At 59.1% G+C, this 22,482-nt stretch carries 22 protein-coding genes; 16 read left to right on the top strand and 6 right to left on the bottom strand.

What is annotated here, in order from left to right; all coding sequences use genetic code 11:
* Positions 1-18: 18 nt before the first annotated feature.
* The 6 genes from lpdA to M0814_RS18930 all read left to right on the top strand — a co-directional run bounded on the left by lpdA (position 19) and on the right by M0814_RS18930 (position 6,866).
* On the top strand, positions 19-1,455 hold the full coding sequence (gene lpdA, locus M0814_RS18955) for a dihydrolipoyl dehydrogenase (protein WP_003223013.1): 1,437 nt from the start codon (positions 19-21) through the stop codon (positions 1,453-1,455).
* A gap of 198 nt (positions 1,456-1,653) precedes the next feature.
* On the top strand, positions 1,654-2,820 hold the full coding sequence (sucC, locus tag M0814_RS18950; protein ID WP_003223015.1) for an ADP-forming succinate--CoA ligase subunit beta: 1,167 nt from the start codon (positions 1,654-1,656) through the stop codon (positions 2,818-2,820).
* Positions 2,820-3,701, top strand: coding sequence for a succinate--CoA ligase subunit alpha (gene sucD / locus M0814_RS18945; protein WP_003223019.1), 882 nt, complete (start codon positions 2,820-2,822; stop codon positions 3,699-3,701). Before sucC ends, sucD begins: the two co-directional genes overlap by 1 nt.
* A gap of 455 nt (positions 3,702-4,156) precedes the next feature.
* On the top strand, positions 4,157-5,470 hold the full coding sequence (gene brnQ / locus M0814_RS18940) for a branched-chain amino acid transport system II carrier protein (RefSeq protein ID WP_103485430.1): 1,314 nt from the start codon (positions 4,157-4,159) through the stop codon (positions 5,468-5,470).
* Positions 5,471-5,727: 257 nt separating this feature from the next.
* The gene (locus M0814_RS18935) at positions 5,728-6,465 is read left to right on the top strand and encodes a DUF599 family protein (RefSeq protein ID WP_003223022.1); all 738 of its coding nucleotides are present in this window, start codon (positions 5,728-5,730) and stop codon (positions 6,463-6,465) included.
* Positions 6,465-6,866, top strand: a complete 402-nt coding sequence (locus tag M0814_RS18930; protein ID WP_003223023.1) for an MAPEG family protein — start codon at positions 6,465-6,467, stop codon at positions 6,864-6,866. The genes M0814_RS18935 and M0814_RS18930 overlap by 1 nt, the downstream gene beginning before the upstream one ends.
* Positions 6,867-6,941: 75 nt before the next feature.
* On the opposite strand, the gene M0814_RS18925 is transcribed toward M0814_RS18930, so the two are convergent.
* Positions 6,942-7,178 carry a hypothetical protein gene (locus tag M0814_RS18925; protein ID WP_003223025.1) on the bottom strand — a complete coding sequence of 79 codons (237 nt, stop codon included), beginning with the start codon at positions 7,176-7,178 and terminating at the stop codon, positions 6,942-6,944.
* 158 nt (positions 7,179-7,336) lie between these two features.
* Between M0814_RS18925 and M0814_RS18920 the strand changes: the two genes are divergently transcribed.
* The 4 genes from M0814_RS18920 to M0814_RS18905 all read left to right on the top strand — a co-directional run bounded on the left by M0814_RS18920 (position 7,337) and on the right by M0814_RS18905 (position 11,044).
* Positions 7,337-7,813 (top strand): PaaI family thioesterase, encoded by a 477-nt coding sequence (locus M0814_RS18920; protein ID WP_103485431.1) that lies wholly within the window; start codon positions 7,337-7,339, stop codon positions 7,811-7,813.
* On the top strand, positions 7,810-8,262 hold the full coding sequence (locus tag M0814_RS18915; RefSeq protein WP_003223029.1) for a PaaI family thioesterase: 453 nt from the start codon (positions 7,810-7,812) through the stop codon (positions 8,260-8,262). Before M0814_RS18920 ends, M0814_RS18915 begins: the two co-directional genes overlap by 4 nt.
* A gap of 81 nt (positions 8,263-8,343) precedes the next feature.
* A complete protein-coding gene (gene htpG, locus M0814_RS18910) occupies positions 8,344-10,248 on the top strand; it encodes a molecular chaperone HtpG (RefSeq protein WP_103485448.1) in 1,905 nt (634 codons plus the stop codon).
* 67 nt (positions 10,249-10,315) lie between these two features.
* Positions 10,316-11,044: a dienelactone hydrolase family protein gene (locus M0814_RS18905; RefSeq protein WP_103485432.1), complete on the top strand. Its 729-nt coding sequence runs from the start codon at positions 10,316-10,318 to the stop codon at positions 11,042-11,044.
* Between the two features lie 146 nt (positions 11,045-11,190).
* Here M0814_RS18905 and M0814_RS18900 read toward each other — a convergent pair whose 3' ends face one another.
* Together M0814_RS18900 and M0814_RS18895 are read right to left on the bottom strand one after the other, a co-directional pair.
* Positions 11,191-12,054, bottom strand: coding sequence for a pirin family protein (locus M0814_RS18900; protein WP_103485433.1), 864 nt, complete (start codon positions 12,052-12,054; stop codon positions 11,191-11,193).
* Positions 12,055-12,115: 61 nt separating this feature from the next.
* On the bottom strand, positions 12,116-12,532 hold the full coding sequence (locus M0814_RS18895; protein WP_103485434.1) for an OsmC family protein: 417 nt from the start codon (positions 12,530-12,532) through the stop codon (positions 12,116-12,118).
* Positions 12,533-12,660: 128 nt separating this feature from the next.
* Here M0814_RS18895 and M0814_RS18890 point away from each other — a divergent pair, with 128 nt between their 5' ends.
* Both M0814_RS18890 and M0814_RS18885 read left to right on the top strand, forming a co-directional pair.
* Positions 12,661-13,716: an amidohydrolase family protein gene (locus tag M0814_RS18890; protein ID WP_103485435.1), complete on the top strand. Its 1,056-nt coding sequence runs from the start codon at positions 12,661-12,663 to the stop codon at positions 13,714-13,716.
* 130 nt (positions 13,717-13,846) lie between these two features.
* Entirely contained in the window at positions 13,847-15,472 is a 1,626-nt protein-coding gene (locus tag M0814_RS18885) for a methyl-accepting chemotaxis protein (protein ID WP_003223037.1), read from the top strand.
* 193 nt (positions 15,473-15,665) lie between these two features.
* On the opposite strand, the gene M0814_RS18880 is transcribed toward M0814_RS18885, so the two are convergent.
* Genes M0814_RS18880 through purM form a run of 3 tightly spaced genes read right to left on the bottom strand, consistent with a single transcriptional unit; the run spans position 15,666 to position 18,093 of the window.
* Positions 15,666-16,379 (bottom strand): DUF3108 domain-containing protein, encoded by a 714-nt coding sequence (locus tag M0814_RS18880; protein ID WP_045122349.1) that lies wholly within the window; start codon positions 16,377-16,379, stop codon positions 15,666-15,668.
* A gap of 8 nt (positions 16,380-16,387) precedes the next feature.
* Positions 16,388-17,035: a phosphoribosylglycinamide formyltransferase gene (purN, locus tag M0814_RS18875; protein ID WP_003223038.1), complete on the bottom strand. Its 648-nt coding sequence runs from the start codon at positions 17,033-17,035 to the stop codon at positions 16,388-16,390.
* Positions 17,035-18,093 (bottom strand): phosphoribosylformylglycinamidine cyclo-ligase, encoded by a 1,059-nt coding sequence (gene purM / locus M0814_RS18870; RefSeq protein WP_003223039.1) that lies wholly within the window; start codon positions 18,091-18,093, stop codon positions 17,035-17,037. Before purM ends, purN begins: the two co-directional genes overlap by 1 nt.
* Positions 18,094-18,467: 374 nt before the next feature.
* Between purM and M0814_RS18865 the strand changes: the two genes are divergently transcribed.
* The 4 genes from M0814_RS18865 to M0814_RS18850 all read left to right on the top strand — a co-directional run bounded on the left by M0814_RS18865 (position 18,468) and on the right by M0814_RS18850 (position 22,395).
* Complete coding sequence (locus M0814_RS18865) at positions 18,468-19,526, top strand: DUF2066 domain-containing protein (RefSeq protein WP_003223040.1); 1,059 nt, start codon at positions 18,468-18,470, stop codon at positions 19,524-19,526.
* Between the two features lie 31 nt (positions 19,527-19,557).
* The gene (locus M0814_RS18860) at positions 19,558-20,631 is read left to right on the top strand and encodes an AI-2E family transporter (RefSeq protein ID WP_003223041.1); all 1,074 of its coding nucleotides are present in this window, start codon (positions 19,558-19,560) and stop codon (positions 20,629-20,631) included.
* 219 nt (positions 20,632-20,850) lie between these two features.
* Positions 20,851-21,555, top strand: a complete 705-nt coding sequence (gene hda, locus M0814_RS18855; RefSeq protein ID WP_003223042.1) for a DnaA regulatory inactivator Hda — start codon at positions 20,851-20,853, stop codon at positions 21,553-21,555.
* A gap of 225 nt (positions 21,556-21,780) precedes the next feature.
* Positions 21,781-22,395 carry an NlpC/P60 family protein gene (locus M0814_RS18850; RefSeq protein ID WP_103485436.1) on the top strand — a complete coding sequence of 205 codons (615 nt, stop codon included), beginning with the start codon at positions 21,781-21,783 and terminating at the stop codon, positions 22,393-22,395.
* Positions 22,396-22,482 lie beyond the last annotated feature (87 nt).

Raw genomic sequence — 22,482 nt, 5'->3', positions numbered from 1 at the left:
CTCAAGAGGATTTTTTGAATGTCGCAGAAATTTGACGTAGTAGTGATCGGTGCCGGCCCTGGCGGCTATGTTGCTGCCATCAAGGCCGCGCAGCTGGGTCTCACCACTGCCTGCATCGAGAAGTACACCGACGCTGAAGGCAAGCAGGCCCTCGGCGGTACTTGCCTGAACGTCGGCTGCATTCCGTCCAAGGCGCTGCTGGACAGCTCCTGGAAGTACAAGGAAGCCAAAGAGAGCTTCAACGTTCACGGTATCTCGACCGGCGAAGTCAAAATGGACGTCGCTGCGATGGTTGGCCGCAAGGCTGGCATCGTCAAGAACCTGACCGGCGGCGTTGCCACCCTGTTCAAGGCCAACGGCGTTACTTCGATTCAGGGCCACGGCAAGCTGCTGGCTGGCAAGAAAGTCGAAGTCACCAAGCCGGACGGCTCGGTTGAAGTCATCGAAGCCGAAAACGTCATCCTGGCGCCAGGTTCGCGTCCGATCGACATTCCACCGGCTCCGGTCGATCAGAAAGTCATCGTCGATTCGACTGGCGCTCTGGAATTCCAATCCGTACCTAAACGTCTGGGCGTGATCGGCGCTGGCGTGATCGGTCTGGAGCTGGGCTCGGTCTGGTCGCGTCTGGGTGCAGAAGTGACTGTCCTGGAAGCTCTGGACACGTTCCTGATGGCAGCGGACACCGCCGTTTCCAAGGAAGCGCTGAAAACCCTGACCAAGCAGGGTCTGGACATCAAGCTGGGCGCTCGCGTCACCGGTTCCAAAGTCAACGGCGACGAAGTCGTTGTTAACTACACCGATGCCAACGGCGAACAGACCATCACTTTCGACAAGCTGATCGTAGCCGTTGGTCGCCGTCCGGTAACCACTGATCTGCTGGCTGCCGACAGCGGCGTGACCCTGGACGAGCGCGGTTTCGTGCACGTTGACGATCACTGCGCCACCACCGTACCGGGCGTTTACGCCATCGGTGACGTGGTTCGCGGCATGATGCTGGCTCACAAAGCCTCGGAAGAGGGCATCATGGTTGTCGAGCGCATCAAGGGCCACAAAGCCCAGATGAACTATGACCTGATCCCTTCGGTTATTTATACTCACCCGGAAATCGCGTGGGTTGGCAAAACCGAGCAGGCCTTGAAAGCCGAAGGCGTTGAAGTTAACGTCGGCACCTTCCCGTTCGCCGCTTCCGGCCGTGCCATGGCCGCCAACGATACCGGTGGTTTCGTCAAGGTCATCGCTGATGCCAAGACTGACCGCGTATTGGGCGTGCATGTGATTGGCCCAAGCGCTGCAGAACTGGTTCAGCAGGGCGCGATCGGTATGGAATTCGGCACCAGCGCTGAAGACCTGGGCATGATGGTTTTCTCCCATCCGACCCTGTCTGAAGCCTTGCACGAAGCTGCTCTGGCTGTGAATGGCGGCGCCATCCACATCGCCAACCGCAAGAAGCGTTAAGACAATAAGAAACCACGGCGGTAACGGCCCGTCGTGAGCCTTGCGAGCAAGTCTCACCGCGGAATGTCCGCTGGACGCAGTCTTGCGTAGCTGCACCGGGTATCCGGAAAGGCTACGCAAGCAGCAGTCACAGGTGGCGCGGCACTCATCAAGAGCGCAGCGCCGAATGCGCAGTACCTAACGAAGACGGTAAAAAGCATGAATCTTCACGAGTATCAGGGTAAGCAGCTGTTCGCTGAATACGGCCTGCCAGTTTCCACTGGTTACGCAGTAGACACCCCGGAAGCAGCAGCAGAAGCTTGCGACAAAATCGGCGGCAGCGAGTGGGTTGTCAAAGCCCAGGTCCACGCCGGTGGTCGCGGTAAAGCGGGCGGCGTCAAGCTGGTTCGCAACAAAGAAGACGCCAAGGCCTTCGCACAGCAGTGGCTGGGCAAGCGTCTGGTGACTTACCAGACTGACGCCAATGGTCAGCCAGTCACCAAGATCCTGGTTGAATCGTGCACTGATATCGCTAAAGAGCTGTACCTGGGCGCTGTCGTTGACCGTTCGAGCCGTCGCATCGTGTTCATGGCTTCCACCGAAGGTGGCGTGGACATCGAGAAAATCGCTCACGACACTCCAGAAAAAATTCTGAAAGCCACTATCGATCCACTGGTTGGCGCTCAGCCATTCCAGGGTCGCGAGCTGGCGTTCCAACTGGGTCTGGAAGGCAAGCAAGTTGCCCAGTTCGCCAAGATCTTCGTCGGTCTGGCCAAACTGTTCCAGGATCACGATCTGGCCCTGCTGGAAGTGAACCCGCTAGTGATCAAGGCTGACGGCGATCTGCACTGCCTGGACGCCAAGATCAACATCGACGCCAACGCCATGTACCGTCAGCCTAAGCTGAAGACTTTCCACGATCCGTCGCAAGACGATCCGCGCGAAGCGCACGCTGCCAAGTTCGAACTGAACTACGTAGCGCTGGAAGGCAACATCGGCTGCATGGTCAACGGTGCCGGCCTGGCCATGGGTACCATGGACATCGTCAATCTGCACGGCGGCAAGCCAGCCAACTTCCTCGACGTAGGTGGTGGTGCTACCAAAGAGCGCGTGACCGAAGCCTTCAAGATCATCCTGTCCGACACCAACGTCGCTGCAGTACTGGTCAACATCTTCGGCGGCATCGTTCGCTGCGACATGATTGCCGAAGGCATCATCGGCGCTGTGAAAGAAGTCGGCGTGAAAATCCCGGTTGTTGTTCGCCTTGAAGGCAACAACGCTGAGCTGGGCGCTAAAGTACTGGCAGAAAGCGGTTTGAACATCATCGCTGCTACCAGCCTGACCGACGCTGCTCAACAAGTTGTCAAAGCTGCGGAGGGCAAATAATGAGCGTCCTGATCAATAAAGACACCAAAGTTATCTGCCAGGGTATTACCGGTTCGCAAGGTAGTTTCCACACCCAGCAAGCCATCGAATACGGCACCAAGATGGTTGGCGGCGTAACTCCGGGCAAAGGCGGCACCGAGCACCTGGGTCTGCCAGTGTTCAACACCGTTAAAGACGCAGTTGCTGCCACTGGCGCTACCGCCAGCGTGATCTACGTTCCGGCTCCTTTCTGCAAGGACTCGATCCTGGAAGCAGCGTTCGGCGGCATCAAGCTGATCGTCTGCATCACCGAAGGCATTCCTACCCTGGACATGCTGGACGCTAAAGTTAAGTGCGACGAGTTGGGTGTTACCCTGATCGGCCCTAACTGCCCAGGCGTGATCACCCCAGGCGAATGCAAGATCGGCATCATGCCAGGTCACATTCACTTGCCAGGCAAGGTCGGTATCGTTTCGCGTTCCGGCACCCTGACCTACGAAGCTGTTAAGCAGACCACTGACGCCGGTTTCGGTCAGTCGACTTGCGTCGGCATCGGTGGTGACCCGATCCCGGGTTCGAACTTCATCGACATCCTGAAGCTGTTCCAGGAAGACCCGAAGACCGAAGCGATCGTGATGATCGGCGAGATCGGCGGTTCGGCTGAAGAAGAAGCGGCTGCCTACATCAAGGCACACGTGACCAAGCCGGTTGTTTCCTACATCGCTGGTGTGACTGCTCCTCCGGGCAAGCGCATGGGCCATGCTGGCGCAATCATCTCTGGCGGCAAAGGCACTGCAGACGAGAAATTCGCTGCGCTGCAAGACGCAGGCGTAAAAACCGTGCGTTCGCTGGCAGACATCGGCAAGGCCCTGGCCGAGCTGACCGGTTGGGCTGTCAAGTAAGCCTCGTGCTTGACTGACGCTTCACCAGACAAAGGCCACCTTCGGGTGGCCTTTGTTGTTTCTGGCATATGGGTATTTGAGTGGATTCTTGTGGCGAGGGAGCTTGCTCCCGCTGGGCTGCGAAGCGGCCCTAATGCAATCTTCGGATTCATGAGTGTTTTCGGGATTTGCGCCTGCTGCGCAGTCGAGCGGGAGCAAGCTCCCTCGCCACGGAGTGCTCCGCAGGAAAAATAAATGCGTAAACGCGACACAGACACGTCGTGTATCGGATAGTTCGCCCTCAAACAGTGCGTTTGTCAGACAAATTCGTTAGGCTAGCAGCCATTTTTGCGTCTGCCGCCCACAAGGCATGCAACGCGCTAAACGGGTCAGTCTTATACGGACTGACAGCATTTCCCTAACCCCACAGGGAAATCCCCCTCTAAATTCCGATTCAGTAGTGTGGTATTTCCTTAATGAAAGTTTTGAAAGGTCAGGACATCCTGGCACTGGGCTTTATGACATTTGCCCTGTTCGTCGGGGCCGGCAACATCATTTTCCCGCCTATCGTCGGCCTGCAGTCCGGACCTGACGTCTGGATGGCGGCGCTGGGCTTTCTGATCACGGCAGTCGGTCTGCCGGTGGTCACCGTCGTCGCCCTGGCCAAGGTCGGTGGTGCGATGGATGCGCTGAGCAGCCCGATCGGCAAGATCGCCGGCGGTGTGCTTGCCGCGGCGTGCTACCTGGCGGTCGGCCCGCTGTTCGCCACCCCGCGCACCGCGACCGTGTCGTTCGAAGTGGGTCTGGCGCCACTGACCGGCGAAAGCCCGCTGGCGCTGTTCCTCTACAGCTCGGTGTACTTCCTGCTGGTGTTCTTCATCTCGCTGTATCCGGGGCGTCTGCTCGATACCGTTGGGCGCTTCCTCGCGCCGTTGAAAATCATCGCCCTGGCGGTACTCGGCATTGCCGCGTTCGCCTTGCCGGCCGGTGATATCGGTCAGGCCACGCCTGAATACGTCGCGGCACCGTTCTCCCAGGGCTTCATCAATGGTTACCTGACCATGGATACCCTCGGCGCGCTGGTGTTTGGTATCGTCATCGTCAACGCGATCCGCTCCCGTGGCGTCGAGTCGCCTGCGCTGATCACCCGTTACGCGATCATTGCCGGCCTCATCGCCGGTGTTGGCCTGGCGCTGGTGTACATCAGCCTGTTCCGCCTCGGTTCCGGCAGCCATGAAGTCGCGGCGGGTGCCACCAACGGCGCGGCGGTATTGCACGCTTACGTGCAGCACACCTTCGGTTCGCTGGGCAGCGGTTTCCTCGCGGTGCTGATCTCGCTGGCGTGCCTGGTGACGGCGGTCGGTCTGACTTGTGCCTGCGCTGAATACTTCAGCCGCGTGCTGCCACTGTCCTATAAGACCCTGGTGATCATTCTCGCTGCGTTCTCGCTGCTGGTGTCGAACCTCGGCCTGACCAAGCTGATCGCGTTCTCGATCCCGGTGCTGACCGCGATCTACCCGCCGTGCATCGTTCTGGTGGCCCTGAGCTTCTGCAAGGACTTCTGGCATGAACACGGTCGGATCCTCGGCCCGGTGATGCTGGTGTCGTTCCTGTTCGGCACTATCGACGCCCTCAAGGGCGCCGGTCTGGCTGACTGGATGCCGTCGCAGCTGTCGCACCTGCCGCTGAGCGAGCAGGGCCTGGCGTGGCTGGTGCCATGCGTGATGACCCTGGTGGTCGCCGTGATTTGCGATCGCCTGCTGGGCAAGCGCAGCGAAGCCGTTGCCTGACGTTGCCTGACCCGCCACAAGCGGGTCTTCAGCGCTTAAACAGAAATGCCCCGTATCAATCGATACGGGGCATTTTTTATGGGTGTCTGGCAGTGTCTTTTTTCGCGAGCTAACGTCGAAGCACTGCCGAACTCCTAATGTGGGAGCGAGCCTGCTCGCGAAAGCGTTGTGCCAGCCGCCATCAATGTTGTGTGATACGCCGCTTTCGCGAGCAGGCTCGCTCCCACAGGTAGCATCCATACTCCACAGGGAATTGCATGTCGTTCATCCAAGCCAACCTGATCCACCTGCTGGCCGCGCTCTGGTTTGTCATCTGCTGGGGCGGCTACACCCGCTATGCGTCCTGGAAGGCCCGCGACACCGCGTGCCTTGCCAGCGTATTGCACCTGTACCGCGAAGACTGGATGCGCCGCATGCTGCTGCGTGACAACCGTATCGCCGACGCCAGTGTGATCGGCAATCTGGAACGTAACGCCTCGTTCTTCGCCTCCAGCACCCTGATCATCCTCGCCGGTATTCTCACCGTGCTCGGTGCGTCCGAGCGTGCAGTGTCGTTGCTGGCGGACATCCCGATGGTGCAGCAGGCGTCGCAGGGTATGTCGGAGATCAAGTTGCTGTGCCTGGCGCTGGTGTTCGTCTATGCGTTCTTCACGTTCAGCTGGTGCATGCGTCAGTACAACTTTGCGGCGGTGCTGGTCGGTTCAGCGCCGATGATCGGTGAGCGTCAGGTTTCGGAGCAGGAGCGCAAGGCATTCGCACTGCGGGCGGCGCGGGTGATTTCGATGGCGGCCAACCAGTTCAACTTCGGCCTGCGCTCTTATTACTTCGGCATGAGCATGCTGGCCTGGTTTGTCAGCCCGTGGTTGTTCATGTTGATGAGTGCTGGAGTCGTACTGGTGTTGTACCGCCGCGAGTTTCATTCCGACGTTCTCGACGTGATGGTCTATACCCCTACAGAGGCGCCGTTGCCCGAAACCAATAAAGAGGCCGCTTGATGAGTATTCCGTTCTGGTGTGTGTTTATCAGTGCACTGTTGATTTACATCGCGCGTATGCCGGTGGGCAAGGCCATGAAAGAGCAGGGCGGTTACAACAACCATCTGCCGCGCCAGCAACAGGCGCAACTGACTGGCTATGGCGCGCGGGCACTGGCGGCGCACCAGAACAGCATCGAAGCGTTCATCCTGTTTGCCGTCGGTGTGCTGATGGCGCACACCACGCAGACACAAGGCTGGTTGATCGATGCCTTGGCGATCATCTTCGTGATCGCACGGATTCTCTACTTGTGGCTGTACCTGGCTGATAAACCCTCCCTGCGCAGCCTGGTCTGGCTGGTCGGCCTGATATGTTCTTTGTTGCTGATGATTAGTCCGACTTTTAGAACCGTCTTGCTCTAAGCGGCACTAGCGAAAAATTACAGGCAAAAGAAAACCCGCACTTGGCGGGTTTTCTTTTTCTGCATCAAGTCGCAATTATTGCTTCTTGGCAGCTTCTTCCTGAGCAGCCTGATTCGATTCAGCCTGATCTTTGGCGGCTTCAGCGTTTTCTTTCGCTGCGTCGTTCACTTTATCCTGAGCTTCGTTCATTTTCTGCTGAGCTTGTTCAGCATGTTGGTTGGCATCTTGAGCTTTGTCCTCGGATTTTTTATCGCAGGCAGCGAGACCGAGGGAAGCGGTCAACATCAAGGCAATAGCTAAAGTCTTACGCATGGGGTGTTTCTCCTTATGGAAAATAACTACTGGCCTTAAGAACGTTGCCCCTAACGTTAAGTTCCTCATTTCTTTCAGATATATAAGTTTGTTTTTCAGTGGAACTTTTGCGTTATTTCCTACTACTGGCACAAGGCTCTGACGAGAGTAATTATCAAATGGCTGAAAACCCCGTTTTTGAGCGCGCAACGCGATTTCTCTCGGCCCTGCGTCATTGTCAGGTGCTCGGTTTGACGGTGCACAGCGCCAGCAGCGAAGGGCTGACGGTAAAGCTGCCGTACAGCGCGCAAATCGTCGGCAATCCGCAGACCGGGGTCATCCACGGCGGTGCCATTACCTCGCTGATGGACACGGCGTGCGGCATGTCCACGTTGTGCGCGCTGCCGGAATTCGAAGTCTGCCCGACCCTGGACCTGCGCATCGACTACATGCACGCCGCCGAACCGAACAAGGATGTCTACGGCTTTGCCCAGTGTTATCGGGTCACCACAGACGTAATCTTCGCCCGCGGCTTTGCTTATCAGGACGACCCGCAGCAACCTATCGCTCACGTCGTCGGTACCTTCATGCGCATGGGCAAGGGTCTGAAGGGCACACAGGGATTTGGCGGCAAAATCAAAGGAGAAAGCCGATGAGCGATGACTGGAAGCAACAACTGCAGCAGGCTCACGCTCAGGGTGACTACGCGCCGCTGCTGCAGATCATTCCTTACGCCGGATTGATCGGCGTCGAATGCTCTCGGGTCGGTGATGAGTTGCTGTTCAAGCTGCCGGCGAACAAGGACAACATTGGTAACCCTTTATTGCCGGCGATCCATGGCGGGGTGATTGCCGGGTTCATGGAGCTGGCAGCCGCGTTGCATTTGTTGATCTTCACCGGTTCGCCCGGGGTGCCGAAGATCATCGACTTTTCCCTGGATTACCTGCGTGCCGGGCAGTTTCGCGACACTTGGGCCAAATGTCAGGTCTGCCGCCAGGGCCGGCGCGTGGCCAACGTCGCCATCACCGCCTGGCAAAGTACCGAGAGCGAACCGATTGCCACCGCTCGTGCACACTTCAAAATTGATGAGCCCTTGAAATCCTGAACGCTGCCCCCAACTCAGTGAACAACCCGCCGCCGACCATCTGGGTCGCGGCCAATGCCATCTGATTGGAGTTTGATGACCATGAGTGTGGAAACTCAAAAGGAAACCCTGGGCTTCCAGACCGAGGTAAAGCAGCTGCTGCACCTCATGATCCATTCGCTGTATTCCAATAAGGAAATTTTCCTTCGCGAATTGATCTCGAACGCCTCTGACGCTGTCGACAAGCTACGCTTCGAAGCCTTGGCCAAGCCTGAGTTGCTCGAAGGTGGCGCTGAACTGAAAATCCGTGTGAGCTTCGACAAGGACGCCAAGACCGTCACGCTCGAAGACAACGGTATCGGCATGAACCGTGACGATGTGATCACCCACCTGGGGACCATCGCCAAGTCGGGCACCGCCGATTTCATGAAGAATCTCTCGGGCGATCAGAAGAAAGATTCGCACCTGATCGGCCAGTTCGGTGTCGGCTTCTACTCGGCTTTCATCGTCGCTGACAAAGTTGACGTGTACAGCCGTCGTGCCGGCACTCCTGCCAGCGAAGGCGTGCACTGGTCGTCGAAAGGCGAGGGCGAGTTCGAAGTCGCCACCATCGACAAGCCAGAGCGCGGCACCCGCATCGTCCTGCACCTGAAAGCCGCGGAAGACGAGTTCGCCGATGGCTGGCGCCTGCGCAACATCATCAAGAAATACTCCGACCACATCGCGCTGCCGATCGAGCTGCCGAAAGAAGTCACTGCCACCGAAGGCGAAGAGAAGCCAGCCGTTGAATGGGAAACCGTCAACCGCGCCAGCGCCCTGTGGACCCGTCCGCGCACTGAAGTGAAGGACGAGGAATACCAGGAGTTCTACAAGCACATCGCTCACGACTTCGAAAACCCGCTGGCCTGGAGCCACAACAAGGTCGAAGGCAAGCTCGAGTACAGCTCGCTGCTGTACGTGCCGGCCCGCGCGCCGTTCGATCTGTACCAGCGTGAAGCGCCGAAAGGCCTGAAGCTCTACGTGCAGCGCGTGTTCGTGATGGATCAGGCCGAGTCGTTCCTGCCGCTGTACCTGCGCTTCATCAAGGGCGTGGTCGATTCCAACGACCTGTCGCTGAACGTGTCGCGGGAAATCCTGCAGAAAGACCCGATCATCGACTCGATGAAGTCGGCGCTGACCAAGCGCGTGCTGGACATGCTGGAAAAACTGGCGAAGAACGAGCCTGAGCAATACAAGGGCTTCTGGAAAAACTTCGGTCAGGTCATGAAAGAAGGCCCGGCAGAAGATTTCGCCAACAAGGAAAAAATTGCCGGTCTGCTGCGTTTCGCATCGACCCAAGGCGACGACGGCGAGCAGATCGTCGGTCTGGCCGACTACTTGGCGCGAGCCAAGGAAGGTCAGGACAAGATCTACTACCTCACCGGCGAAACCTACGCGCAGGTCAAGAACAGCCCGCACCTGGAAGTCTTCCGCAAGAAAGGCATCGAAGTGCTGCTGCTGACCGACCGTATCGACGAGTGGCTGATGAGCTACCTCAGCGAGTTCGACGGCAAGACGTTTGTTGACGTGGCACGCGGTGACCTCGATCTGGGCAACCTGGACTCGGAAGAGGACAAGAAGGCCGCAGAAGAAGTCGCCAAGTCGAAGGAAGGTCTGGTCGAGCGCCTGAAAACCGCGCTGGGCGATTCCGTTGCCGAGGTTCGCGTCTCTCACCGTCTGACCGATTCGCCAGCCATTCTGGCGATCGGCGAACAGGACCTGGGCCTGCAAATGCGCCAGATCCTCGAAGCCAGCGGGCAGAAAGTGCCGGACTCGAAGCCGATCTTCGAATTCAACCCAAGCCACCCGCTGATCGAGAAACTCGACGGCGAGCAGAACGAAGAGCGTTTTGGCGACCTGTCGCACATCCTCTTCGATCAGGCAGCCCTGGCTGCCGGCGACAGCTTGAAAGACCCGGCCGCTTATGTGCGCCGTCTGAACAAGCTGCTGGTTGAACTGTCGGTTTAATCACGTTGCAGAAAAACCCGCTTCGGCGGGTTTTTTCATTCTGGTGTTTAACATTCAGGAGTCAGAAATGAGCCAAGTCACTGTACGTTCCGTGGTCTATCAGCTGGATGGCCAGCCTTATGAAGGTCGTCTGGCGTTCGACGCCGAGCACAAGGGCGCGCGCCCGGGCCTGTTGATGGCGCCGAACTGGATGGGCGTCAGCGCCGGTGCCGAGGAGATCGCCAAGTCGGTCGCGGCCAAGGGCTACGTGGTGTTGATTGCTGACGTGTACGGCCAGGCTGTGCGTCCGCAGAACGGTGATCAGGCCGGTGCGGCGATGATGCCGCTGAAAAATGATCGCGCTCTGCTGCGCAAGCGCATGCAAGCGGCGTTCGAGCAATTGCAGACGCAGGGCGAAGCGGCGGTCGATACCTCGAAACTGGCGGTGTTCGGGTTCTGCTTCGGTGGTTGCTGTGCGCTGGATCTGGCGCGCACCGGTGCGCCAGTGAAGGCCGCCGTATCATTCCACGGCACCCTCGACTCGCCGAACCCGGCCGATGCGCAGAACATCAAGGGCTCGGTGCTGGTGTTGCACGGTGCCTCCGACCCGTTGGTGCCGAAAGAGCAGCTGCCGGCGTTTGAAGATGAGATGAACGCGGCGAAGGTCGATTGGCAGTTGCTCAGCTACGGCGGTGCGGTGCACTCGTTCACCGATCCGCATGCCAATGTGCCGGGCAAGATGATGTACGACGCGAAGACTGCCAAGCGTGCGTTCAAGTCGATGCATGACTTGCTGGAAGAAGTGTTCAAGGGCTGATTTTTTCGGCGCCTGTACTGGCCTCTTCGCGAGCAAGCCCGCTCCCACAGGGGAATTGTGGTGTGTACTCAGAACTCATGCACACCACAATTCCTCCTGTGGGAGCGGGCTTGCTCGCGAAGGCTTACTAACCAGCGACCCAATACTCAGGGCAGTTCGATTCGCTCAACTTCCCCCGGCACCGTCGGCCAGTCCCCGGCTGCCCATTTGCGCCGCGCCTCATCAATTGTCGCCGGATCGCTCGCAACAAAATTCCAGTTGATCCGTCGTGGTCCGTCCAGTGGCGCACCGCCGAACACCACCGCGTGCACATCGCTCTCGGCGAACAGGCTCATCTGTTCCCCGGCCGGCAACACCGCCAGCGCATGGGGTTCGAGGGGCTCGCCATTCAACTGTGCCTCCCCATTCAACACATAAATCGCGCGTTCCGCATGCTCGGTCGGAATCAGCAAAGTGGTCGCGGTCTGCATCTTCACTTCCGCGTACAGCGTAGGAGAAAGCACTGGCACCGGCGATTCCAGGCAAAAGCCTGACCCGGCGATCATCCGAATCTGCACGCCAAGGTTATCGCTGACCGGCAGGGTTGCCGCCGGGTGATGGCTGTAATGTCCGGGGCCTTGCTCCTGATCCTTGGGCGATGCCAGCCAGATCTGCAGGCCGTGCATCGTGAAGCTTTGCTCCCACAACGGCTCGGGCGTGCGCTCGACGTGGGCAATCGCACTGCCGGCGGTCATCCAGCTGACATCGCCAGCGCTGACCACCTGATCGGAGCCGAGGCTGTCCTTGTGCTGGATCTGCCCCTCGAACAGGTAGGTCAGGGTCGACAGACCAATGTGCGGATGCTGTCGGATGTTCATGCCTTTGCCCGTCGGATAAACCGTCTCGAGCATGTGGTCGAAAAACACGAAAGGCCCGACGCTGCGACATTTGGCTGACGGCAGCGGGCGCAGGATCGGCTGGCCTTCGACGTCTTCGGCGCGCGGGCGGATGATCAGTGGTTGCGTATCCATGGTGCATTCCAGGCTGAGCGGGTGATGCCAGAAGCATAACCCGCCACTGGCATGAGGGAGATTACTGGCTATCGAAGCCCTGTGGGGCGTGGGTCTCGATACTGACTTCGCTGGTAGTCATCAGTTTGTGGATCGGGCAGCGATCGGCGACGCGCAGCAGTTCTTCACGCTGGGCATCGGTGAGGACACCCTTGAGGGTAAGCGTCACGTGCAGAACGTATTTGCCTTTTTGCTCTTCGCTGTTGTCGCGTTTGACCTCGACACCCACGCCGGTCAGCGGGATGTCTTTCTTCTTCGCGTACATCTTCAGGGTCAGGGCCTTGCAGGCACCGAGCGCGGCGTCGAAGTAGTCGTGTGGCTCGGGTGCCGAGCCTTCGCCGCCGGCAGACTTCGGTACGTCGGCAAACAATTCGTGGTCATCGATCTTTACGGTGTGACGAAAACCTTCGGCGGAGACGGTATTGACGGTAACAGTCATGGCAACCTCACTGGCAGTAGGAAAAGTCGTGCGATCAAAAAAGACCTTGCAGTTATAGAGCATTCCTACGGAGGCGCGTTCCACTTTCCTGCAGGATGAACCCTTGTCATCGGCTCAAGGTCTAGGCTATGCCTACCTGCCGGAGATTACTTGTGTCCTTGTTTCGTTTGAGTCTTGCCTGCCTGCTGGCCTTTGCCGGCCCCGCCAGCGCCCGCGATTACACCTACAGCGATGCGCACCTGCACTACGTGGATTTCTTCCAGGAAACCGCCGGCATGGCGAAATTGCTCACGGCCATGCAGGACAATTCCATCGACCACGTGATGATTTCCGGTATTCCCGTGGCGAAGAAGTGGCACGAGGACGAACCCAAGCGTCCGCGCTATTACGCCGGCGATGATGCCGATGCCTACTGGTACAGCGCCACCGATGTGATCGTTGCCGATGCGGTGCAAAAGCTGACTCCGGAGCAGCGCCAGCACTTTCATCCGTTCCTGTCGGGCTTCAACCCCAATGACAAGAACTCCGCCGCGCACATCCAGCGCATGCTCGACCTGTATCCGGGGCTGTGGCAGGGCATTGGCGAGGTGTTCACCCGCCATGATGACCTGACGGCGCTGACCGCCGGCGACACACCTCGGGCCAATAACGAAGCGATGAAGCGGATTTATCACCTGGCAGCGGAAAATGATCTGCCAGTGATGCTGCATTCCAATATCACCTCCAAGCGTGAGAGAAATCCGCTGTACCTGAAGGAAATCGAGGAGCCGCTGCGTAATCACCCGCACACGCGTTTCATCTGGGCTCACGCCGGTACCAGCGCCGAGATCCATCGGCACCAGACGCAGCTGAAATTCCTCCTGCCCACGGTGAGCCGGATGCTTGAGGCCTACCCGAACCTGTTCATCGATCTGTCGTGGAGCATGCTCAGCCCTTATTTGCTGGACGAGCAGGGCAGGCCGCGAGCGGAATGGCTGGCATTGGTGGAAAAATACCCTGAGCGCTTCATGGTCGGTTCGGATGTTGTCGGCCGATTCAACAAGCTCGGTCAGGAAATGCACAGTTTCACCCCGTTCCTTGATGCCTTGCCCGAGGATGTCGCCCGTAAAGTGGCCCGGGACAACTTCCTGGCAATATTGCCGCGAACAGCGGCAAAGTCCGGGAAAAGCGCGCTGAATCGTTAATGCCAAGCGTTAGAAGTATCAAGGCCTTTTGATATCAGCTTTTCGTCTTACGCAATTCTTCGCCGGGCCGATACCTTCTAAGGCAACCAGCTGCAGGGTTGATGCAGCGCTTTTGGAAGGAACCAAAGTAATGAGCATCCGTAGTCTCAATATCGCGCCGCGTGCCGGCCTGGGTTTTGGTGTACTGGCGCTGATGGTATTTGCCTTGGGGGCGTTCGCCCTGCTGCAAATGTCGAACATGCGCGCCCAGTCTGATGAGGTCGACAACAACTGGCTGCCGAGCGTGATGGCGGTCGGCGAGATGAGTCAGGACATGCTGCGCCTGCGCGCGCTGACCATGCGCCTGCTGCTCAATCGCGATCCGCAGGCGCTGGAGCAGAACGTTACCAAGATCAATGAGCTGCGCGGCGTTTTGAGCGAAGCGCAGCAGCGCTATGACGTGCTGATCGTATTGCCCGAAGAGCGAACGCTGTTTGATCGCTTCAAGGTCGCCGAGCACAAATATCTGGAGCTGCAGGCGCAGGTCATGCAGTTGTCTGCACAGAATCGTGTCGAGGAGGCCGCAACGATCCTCAACGGTCAGATGAGCCCTTTGGCTGACGACATGGCGGTGACCCTGAAGGAGTTGGTCGAGCTGAACAAGCACAACGCCAACCTCGCTACCGAAGCCGCACGGCTGGTGTTTATCAATTCGCGAGTGTGGGTCGGGGTGATGATCGGTATTACGGCGCTGATCACCATCGGTCTGGCATTGTTGCTGACCCGCAGCATCGTTCTGCCTCTGGCACAGTCGCTGGGCGTGGCTGAAGTGGTGGCCGGCGGCGATCTGACCGGCGATATCAGTATTTCCGGGAAGGACGAGCCGGCGCGGCTGCTGCAGGCGCTGAAAAGCATGCAGCACAACCTGCGCGACACCATTCGGCAGATTTCCGAGTCGTCCAGCCAGTTGGCTTCGGCGTCGGAAGAGCTGAGCTGCGTCACCGAGGACGCTACGCGCGGGCTGCATCAGCAAAGCCTGGAGATCGAGCAGGCAGCCACGGCGGTCAATCAGATGACTGCCGCCGTGGAAGAGGTGGCGAGCAACGCCGTGGCAACCTCCGAAGCGTCACGCGAGTCTGACCGCATTGCCCAGCATGGGCGCGAGCAGGTCAGGCAGACCGTGACTTCAATCGAATCGCTGGCCGAGGATGTCACGTCCAACGCAACGCAGGTCGAGGATCTGGCGCAGAAGGTTCACGGCATCAGCAAGGTGCTCGATGTGATCCGCTCGATTGCCGAACAGACCAATCTGCTGGCGTTGAACGCGGCGATCGAGGCGGCACGGGCCGGTGATGCTGGTCGCGGGTTCGCAGTGGTCGCTGATGAAGTGCGGGCGCTGGCGCATCGCACTCAGCAATCGACTCAGGAAATCGAGCAAATGATCGGTGGCATTCAGCAGGGCACCGATTCGGCGGTGAGCTCCATGCAGCAGAGCAACATCCGTGCGCATTCGACCCTTGAGCTGGCCAAGGCTGCAGGTGTGGCGTTGGAGGAGATCGCCTCAGCGTTCACCTTGATCAACGAACGCAACCTGGTGATCGCCAGTGCCTCGGAGGAGCAGGCGGCGGTGGCGCGGGAGGTGGATCGCAATCTGATGAACATCCGCGATCTGGCGATGCAGACGTCGGCGGGGGCGAATCAAACCAGTGCGGCGAGCCAGGAGTTGTCGCGGCTGGCAGTGGATTTGAACAATATGGTGGCCAAGTTTTCGGTCTGAGCTGACCCTTGATGATTGCACTCACCCCCTGTGGGAGCGGGCTTGCTCGCGAAGGCGTTGTATCAGATACATCTTCGTTCGCTGGCAGACCGCCTTCGCGAGCAAGCCCGCTCCCACAGTGATTGTGTGTCGCTTGGGAATCGCACGCACAAAAAAGCCCCGCATCTGCGGGGCTTTTCGTTGTAGCGGCGGATCAGCTGCCTTTGACAGGCTTGCCGTTGACCGTACCGTCCTGGAGCATGATGTTGTACTCCTTGCCGTCGGTTTCGACCTGTTGCAGGCGGACCAGCAGGTAATCCCAGTCCTTGGCGAACCACAGGACAGTGATGCGCTTGCTTTGTGTCGGGTCGCGCACGCGCTCGACTTTGATCGCGTCGATCTGGCCGGCCTTGGTGTCGACTTTCTCGGCACCCAGTACACGGAAGTCATAGGTATCGACATCGCTGCCATCGACCACTTGATAGCTCATGGTCTTTTTGCCGGCGGCCAGGTCGTGCTGCAGTGCCAACTGGTAGGTGGATTTGTCGACCATGCCACGGTTCAGTGCAACCTTGACCGGATCGCCGCGATCGGTGCCGGTGACCATCTTGGCATTCCAGTCGAAGTCCAGATCCATTTTCTTGGTTTTGCCCAGACCACCACGTTCGAAGTGGTAGGACTGTGGCAGCAGGGTGTCCTTGTCCAGAGTCAGGGTGCTTTCTTCGGTCAGGCTGGCGATCATCATCGACGCCTTGAAGCTGAGTTTCCAGACGCCGTTGGCTTCCTTGGTCAGGCTGCGTTCGGCGGTGCCGCTCATGGGCAACTGTTTCCAGTCGGCGGTGTAGCTGGCGGAGAACGGTTGAAGGTCTGCCGCCTGCGCAAAGGGCAGGGCGAACAGAGCGCAAGCGAAGAGCAGGGCGCGACGCATAAAATCTCCTAGTGTCGAATCAAGTGGCCGCTGGCCGCGAGTAACTGGCCATCCAGTAAAGCACCTTGTTCACCAAGTGCCAGCCGGCCTTCGGCAAACCAGCGTACGGCCATCGGGTAGATCAGGTGTTCCTGGACATGCACTCGCTGCGCAAGTGTCTGCGGCGTGTCGTGCAACTCTACCGGTATTACTGCCTGTACGACCAGTGGTCCACCATCGAGTTCCTCGGTGACGAAGTGCACGGAGCAGCCGTGCTCGGCATCGCCGGCCTCCAGCGCGCGCTGATGAGTGTGTAACCCTTTGTATTTGGGCAGCAGCGACGGGTGGATATTGAGCAGGCGACCCTGGTAGTGACGCACGAAATCAGCGCTGAGAATGCGCATGAAGCCGGCCAGTACCACGAGTTTCGGTTTGAATTCGTCGATCAGTTCGATCAGGGCAGCATCGAAGGCCTCGCGACCTTCGAAAGCCTTGTGATCCAGCGAGCGGGTGGCGATACCCGCGTCACTGGCGCGTTGCAGGCCGTAGGCGTCGGCGCGGTTGGAAATCACCGCAGCGATGCGAACCGGGCTGTCGCCGGTCCGCGTGCTGTCGATCAGAGCCTGCAAGTTACTGCCGGTGCCGGACAACAGCACCACGACATCACAGGTAGGCATTAGTGAGCCTTGAGGTTTTTCAGCTCGACCTGTGCAGCGCCTTCGGCAGCGGCAGCGATCTGGCCGATGACCCAAGGCTGTTCGCCGGCGTCACGCAGGGTGTTCAGGGCCACTTCAACGTGCTCCTGAGCCACGCAGATCACCATGCCCACGCCACAGTTCAGCACGCGGTGCATTTCGGTCTCGTCGACATTGCCTTTCTCTTGCAGCCAGTCGAAGACCGCCGGGCGAGTCCAGCTGGCCACGTCAACCACGGCCTGAGCGCCTTTTGGCAGAACGCGAGGGATGTTGTCCAGCAGGCCACCGCCAGTGATGTGGGCCATGGCTTTGACCGCGCCGGTGTCTTTGATCAGCTTGAGCAGCGGCTTCACGTAGATGCGGGTCGGAGCCATCAGCAGGTCGGTCAGCGGTTTGCCGTCGAGCTGGATGTTTTCGATGTCAGCGCCGGACACTTCGATGATCTTGCGGATCAGCGAGTAGCCGTTGGAGTGCGGGCCGGACGATGGCAGGGCGATCAGTGCGTCACCGGTGGCGACTTTCGAGCCGTCGATGATTTCGGCCTTTTCCACGACGCCGACGCAGAAACCGGCCAAATCGTAGTCTTCGCCTTCGTACATGCCAGGCATTTCAGCGGTTTCACCGCCAACCAGCGAGCAACCGGACAGTTCGCAGCCGGCGCCGATGCCGGTTACAACCTGGGCGGCGGTGTCGACATTCAGTTTGCCGGTGGCGTAGTAGTCGAGGAAGAACAGTGGCTCGGCACCGCAAACGACGAGGTCGTTGACGCACATGGCGACCAGATCGATGCCGATGCTGTCGTGCTTGTTCAGGTTCAGCGCCAGGCGCAGCTTGGTGCCAACGCCGTCGGTGCCGGAAACCAGTACAGGCTGCTTGTAGCCGGCCGGGATTTCGCAGAGGGCGCCGAAACCGCCCAGGCCGCCCATGACTTCCGGGCGCGCAGTGCGCTTGGCGACGCTCTTGATGCGTTCGACCAATGCTTCACCGGCGTCGATGTCTACACCGGCGTCCTTGTAGCTCAGGGAGGGTTGCTTGCTCATGATCCAGGCCTTTAGGGGAGGGGATTCAGGGGTAACGACCGAGTTCAGCGGGAACATCGAAATCGAGAGGGCGATGGCCTCACGCGAATTTCGGGGTGCCCGGCTGTTGCCGGTCTGCGAAGGCGCGCGATTTTATCAGGCTTGAGGGGCAGCGGCCATCCTCGCGCCGACGGGCAGGGGCATAATCGACTGAAATTTTTTGCAATTGTGCCGGGCGGCTGCCTGTATAAGGTGTGCCGATTAACCGTCTATCGTTATCACTGTGCAAAAACTTACCGCTAGCGTGTGAATGTTTTGCGATGGCAGATTGTCACAGCCTTGCTTAACCGGTTCACGCGGCCTGTTCCAGCCGCTCCTGTCGACGGGAATTTTCCATGCGTTTTTGTAAATTGTTGGTTGTGGGTTGTTTGTCGGTCGTCAGCCTGGCGAGTCATGCCGAGAACCTCAAGGGTCTTTATCAAGTACGCCAGCCGGTGAGCAGTCAGGCCCCGGAAGAGCGTGATCGCGCCACGCAGGCGGCGCTCGATACGCTGGTGTTGCGTCTGACCGGTGACCCCAAGGCCCCGCAGAATCCGGGGCTGGCGGCGATTCGCAAGGACCCGCAGCAGATCATCAGCCAGTTCGGTTTCGATGCCGGGCCGCCGGAGGTGCTGAAAGTCGATTTCGATCCGGCCACCACCGAGCAGGCACTGCGTCGGGCCGGGCTTTCGTTGTGGGGCGCGAGTCGCCCGTCGATTCTGAGCTGGTGGCTGAACGATTCGACTGAAGGCTCGAGTCTGGTCGGCGACGGTCAGGCAGCGGCTGCGCCATTGCGTTCTGCGGCTCAGCATCGTGGCTTGCCGCTGCGTTTGCCGCTGGCGGATCTGAGTGAGCAATTGGTCGCCACGGCGCCGGTGCTCGATGGCACCGATCCCGCGCCTTTGCGCGGGGCCTCGGAGCGTTACGGTGCAGATGCCTTGCTGGCGGTGCATGCGCACGAACAGGGCGGGCAGTGGCAAGCCAGCTGGCATCTATGGCTGGGCGATCAGAAAGAGGCCGGTAATGTGCAGGGCGCCGATCAGGCCGCGGTGGCCGATGCGGTGATGCTGGCGGTGGCCGAGCGTCTGGCGCCGCGATTTGTCGCCAAGCCTGGCGCTTCGGGTCAACAGACGCTGGAAGTGCAGGGCATGAATCTTGAGCATTACGCCACGCTGCTGCGGTTACTCGAACCGTTCGGTGTGCGTCTGCAAAGTGTCGAGGGTGATCGCATCGTGTATCGGGTCAGCGGCAGTGCCGATCAGTTGCGTTCGCAATTGTCGCTGGCGAAGTTGCAGGAGTTGCCGGCCGAAGCACCGACGCCAGTGGCAGCGCCGCAGCCAGCCGTCGCAGGTGCGGCGCCTGTTGCGGCTCAGGCGCCTGCACCGGTAGCGCCTTCGTTGCGGTTTCGCTGGTAAGTCTTTCCTTATATAGAAGCAGGAGTGATACATGGCCGATTCGCGGCGTTGGTTCTGGCTCGGTGGGGTAGTCCTGCTTTGCGCGTTTGTCTGGTTGCTGCATCCGATCCTCACACCGTTCCTGGTGGCGCTGCTGCTGGCGTATCTGTTCGATCCGCTGGTGGATCGCCTGGAACGTCTCGGCATGTCACGCACCTGGGGCGTGATCGCGGTGTTTGCGTTGTTCACTCTGATCGTCACGACGTTGCTCTTGGTGCTGGTGCCGATGCTCGCCAAGCAGTTGGTGCGCTTGTACGAACTGGCACCGCAGATGCTCGACTGGCTGCAGCACACTGCACTGCCGTGGGCGCAGTCGAAGCTGGGGTTGTCGGACGGCTTCTGGAAGTTCGACAAGGTCAAGGCAGCGATTAGCGAGCACATGGGCCAGACGACCGACATCGTCGGTGTGGTGTTGAGTCAGGCGACGGCCTCGAGTCTGGCGCTGATCGGCTGGTTGGCGAATCTGGTGCTGATTCCGGTGGTGAGTTTCTACCTGCTGCGCGACTGGGATGTGATGATGGCCAAGATCCGCAGCCTGTTGCCGCGTGATCGTGAAGAAACCATCGTCTCGCTGGCGGGTGAATGCCACGAGGTGCTCGGCGCGTTTGTGCGCGGGCAACTGCTGGTGATGCTGGCGCTGGGCGTGATTTATGCGGCGGGCCTGATGATCGTCGGTCTGGAGTTGGGCCTGTTGATAGGCCTGATTGCAGGCCTGGCGGCCATCGTGCCGTACATGGGTTTCGTGATCGGCATTGGCGCGGCGCTGATTGCCGGGCTGTTCCAGTTCGGTGGTGATCTGTATCCGATGATCGGGATCGTTGCGGTGTTTATGGTCGGCCAAGCCCTGGAAGGCATGGTGCTGACGCCGCTGCTGGTGGGCGACCGGATCGGCCTGCATCCGGTGGCGGTGATCTTTGCGATCCTGGCCGGTGGTGAGCTGTTCGGCTTTACCGGTGTCCTGCTGGCACTGCCGGTGGCGGCGGTGATCATGGTGCTGGTGCGTCACGTGCACGATCTGTACAAGGACTCGGATATCTACAGCGGGACAGATGAGCCCGAGTTGTAATCCGATCACGGGCGGCCCGGCATTGCGCCGGGTTGGCCTGCGTTTTGCGCAGGGTTCGCACGGCAGTGCGTCAGAGAAACTGTCATAAAACCAGCGCATTAACGCAAACCTTTGATTTTGCTTGGGGTCTGTCGCATTGTGCGCTCCGCTTCACGGGTATAAACTTCGCAAACTTTACACAGAGGCCACTAACGGTTCCTTGAGAACTGTTCAGTCAGCATGAAACCGATTCAGCTGCCCCTAGGTGTGCGTCTGCGTGACGACGCCACCTTCATCAACTACTACCCAGGCGCCAATGCCGCTGCACTCGGCTATGTCGAGCGCCTATGCGAAGCCGACGCCGGCTGGACCGAAAGCCTGATCTACCTGTGGGGCAAGCATGGGGTAGGGCGTACGCATCTGTTGCAGGCGGCTTGCCTGCGTTTCGAGCAGATGGGTGAGCCAGCGGTGTATCTGCCACTGGCCGAGCTGATGGATCGTGGTATCGAAATCCTCGACAACCTTGAGCAGTACGAACTGGTCTGCCTGGATGACTTGCAGGTGATTGCCGGCAAGGCAGACTGGGAAGAGGCGATGTTTCATCTGTTCAACCGTCTGCGTGACAGCGGTCGGCGCTTGCTGATTGCTGCTTCAACCTCGCCACGCGAGTTGCCGGTGAAACTGGCCGACCTCAAATCGCGCCTGACCCTGGCGCTGATCTTCCAGATGCGCCCGCTTTCCGATGAAGACAAATTGCGTGCCCTGCAATTGCGCGCATCGCGTCGCGGTCTGCACCTGACCGATGAAGTCGGACACTTTATTCTGACCCGCGGCACCCGCAGCATGAGTGCATTGTTCGACCTGCTCGAACAGCTGGATCAGGCCTCGTTGCAGGCGCAACGCAAGCTGACTATTCCGTTTCTGAAAGAAACCCTCGGCTGGTAGCCAGCCCTTGAAATACGGGGGCTGGAGCACGTTTCGGCATATTTCAGGCGCCAGAAAATCCGCTTTTCCGCACCGTGTGCAGACCGCGTATCGATTCAAATGGGCTTAAGCGCTTAGATGTAAACGAGAAACCGGGAAGTCACAAAAAGATCGATTGAATTTGCAAATGAGGCCGATAGCGGGCATAGTCTCGGCTTCTTTACAACTTCAGCCACGGTCGTGCCCATGCTAAATCGCTTCGCACCCCTCGTGCCTCTCGCACTCGTCACCCTGTTGTTCGGTTGCGCTGCTCATTCTCCAGTTCAAGAGCAGCCTCAACAGGTTAAAAATTCTGCCACTGCCCAGTCTTCCGTTATTTACCAGGAAGAGCTGGATACCGAAAAAGAACTATCGGACTTCAACAAGAAGCCGTACGAGCTTCCGGTTCTGGCCGACAGCATCCTCGAACGCGGCATGTCCCTGATCGGTACCCGTTACCGTTTCGGCGGTACCTCTGAAGCCGGTTTCGATTGCAGCGGTTTCATCGGTTACCTGTTCCGCGAAGAAGCCGGCATGAATCTGCCGCGCTCCACTCGCGAAATGATCAACGTGGATGCCCCACTGGTCTCGCGCAGCAACCTTGAGCCGGGCGATCTGCTGTTCTTCGCCACCAATGGTCGTCGCGGTCGTGTGAGTCACGCGGGGATCTACCTGGGTGACAACCAGTTCATCCACTCCAGCAGTCGTCGCAGCGGCGGTGTTCGCATCGACAGCCTGGGTGACAGCTACTGGAGCAAGACCTTCATCGAAGCCAAACGCGCCCTAGCGATGGCACCGACCGTGGTCACCGCTCGCAAGTAATTCCCCCTTTGTCGCCACGCCCGTGGCGACAAAAACGGTGCCCGGCCAGGGAGTAGACCTAGACTTTACAAGGTGAAGTTAAAGTCT

The sequence above is a fragment of the Pseudomonas sp. MWU12-2020 genome (assembly GCF_023100605.1).
In the GTDB taxonomy this organism is placed as follows: domain Bacteria; phylum Pseudomonadota; class Gammaproteobacteria; order Pseudomonadales; family Pseudomonadaceae; genus Aquipseudomonas; species Aquipseudomonas fluorescens_H.
Note: the sequence above shows the minus strand (reverse complement) of the source record. Positions and strands in the feature narration are given on the sequence as shown.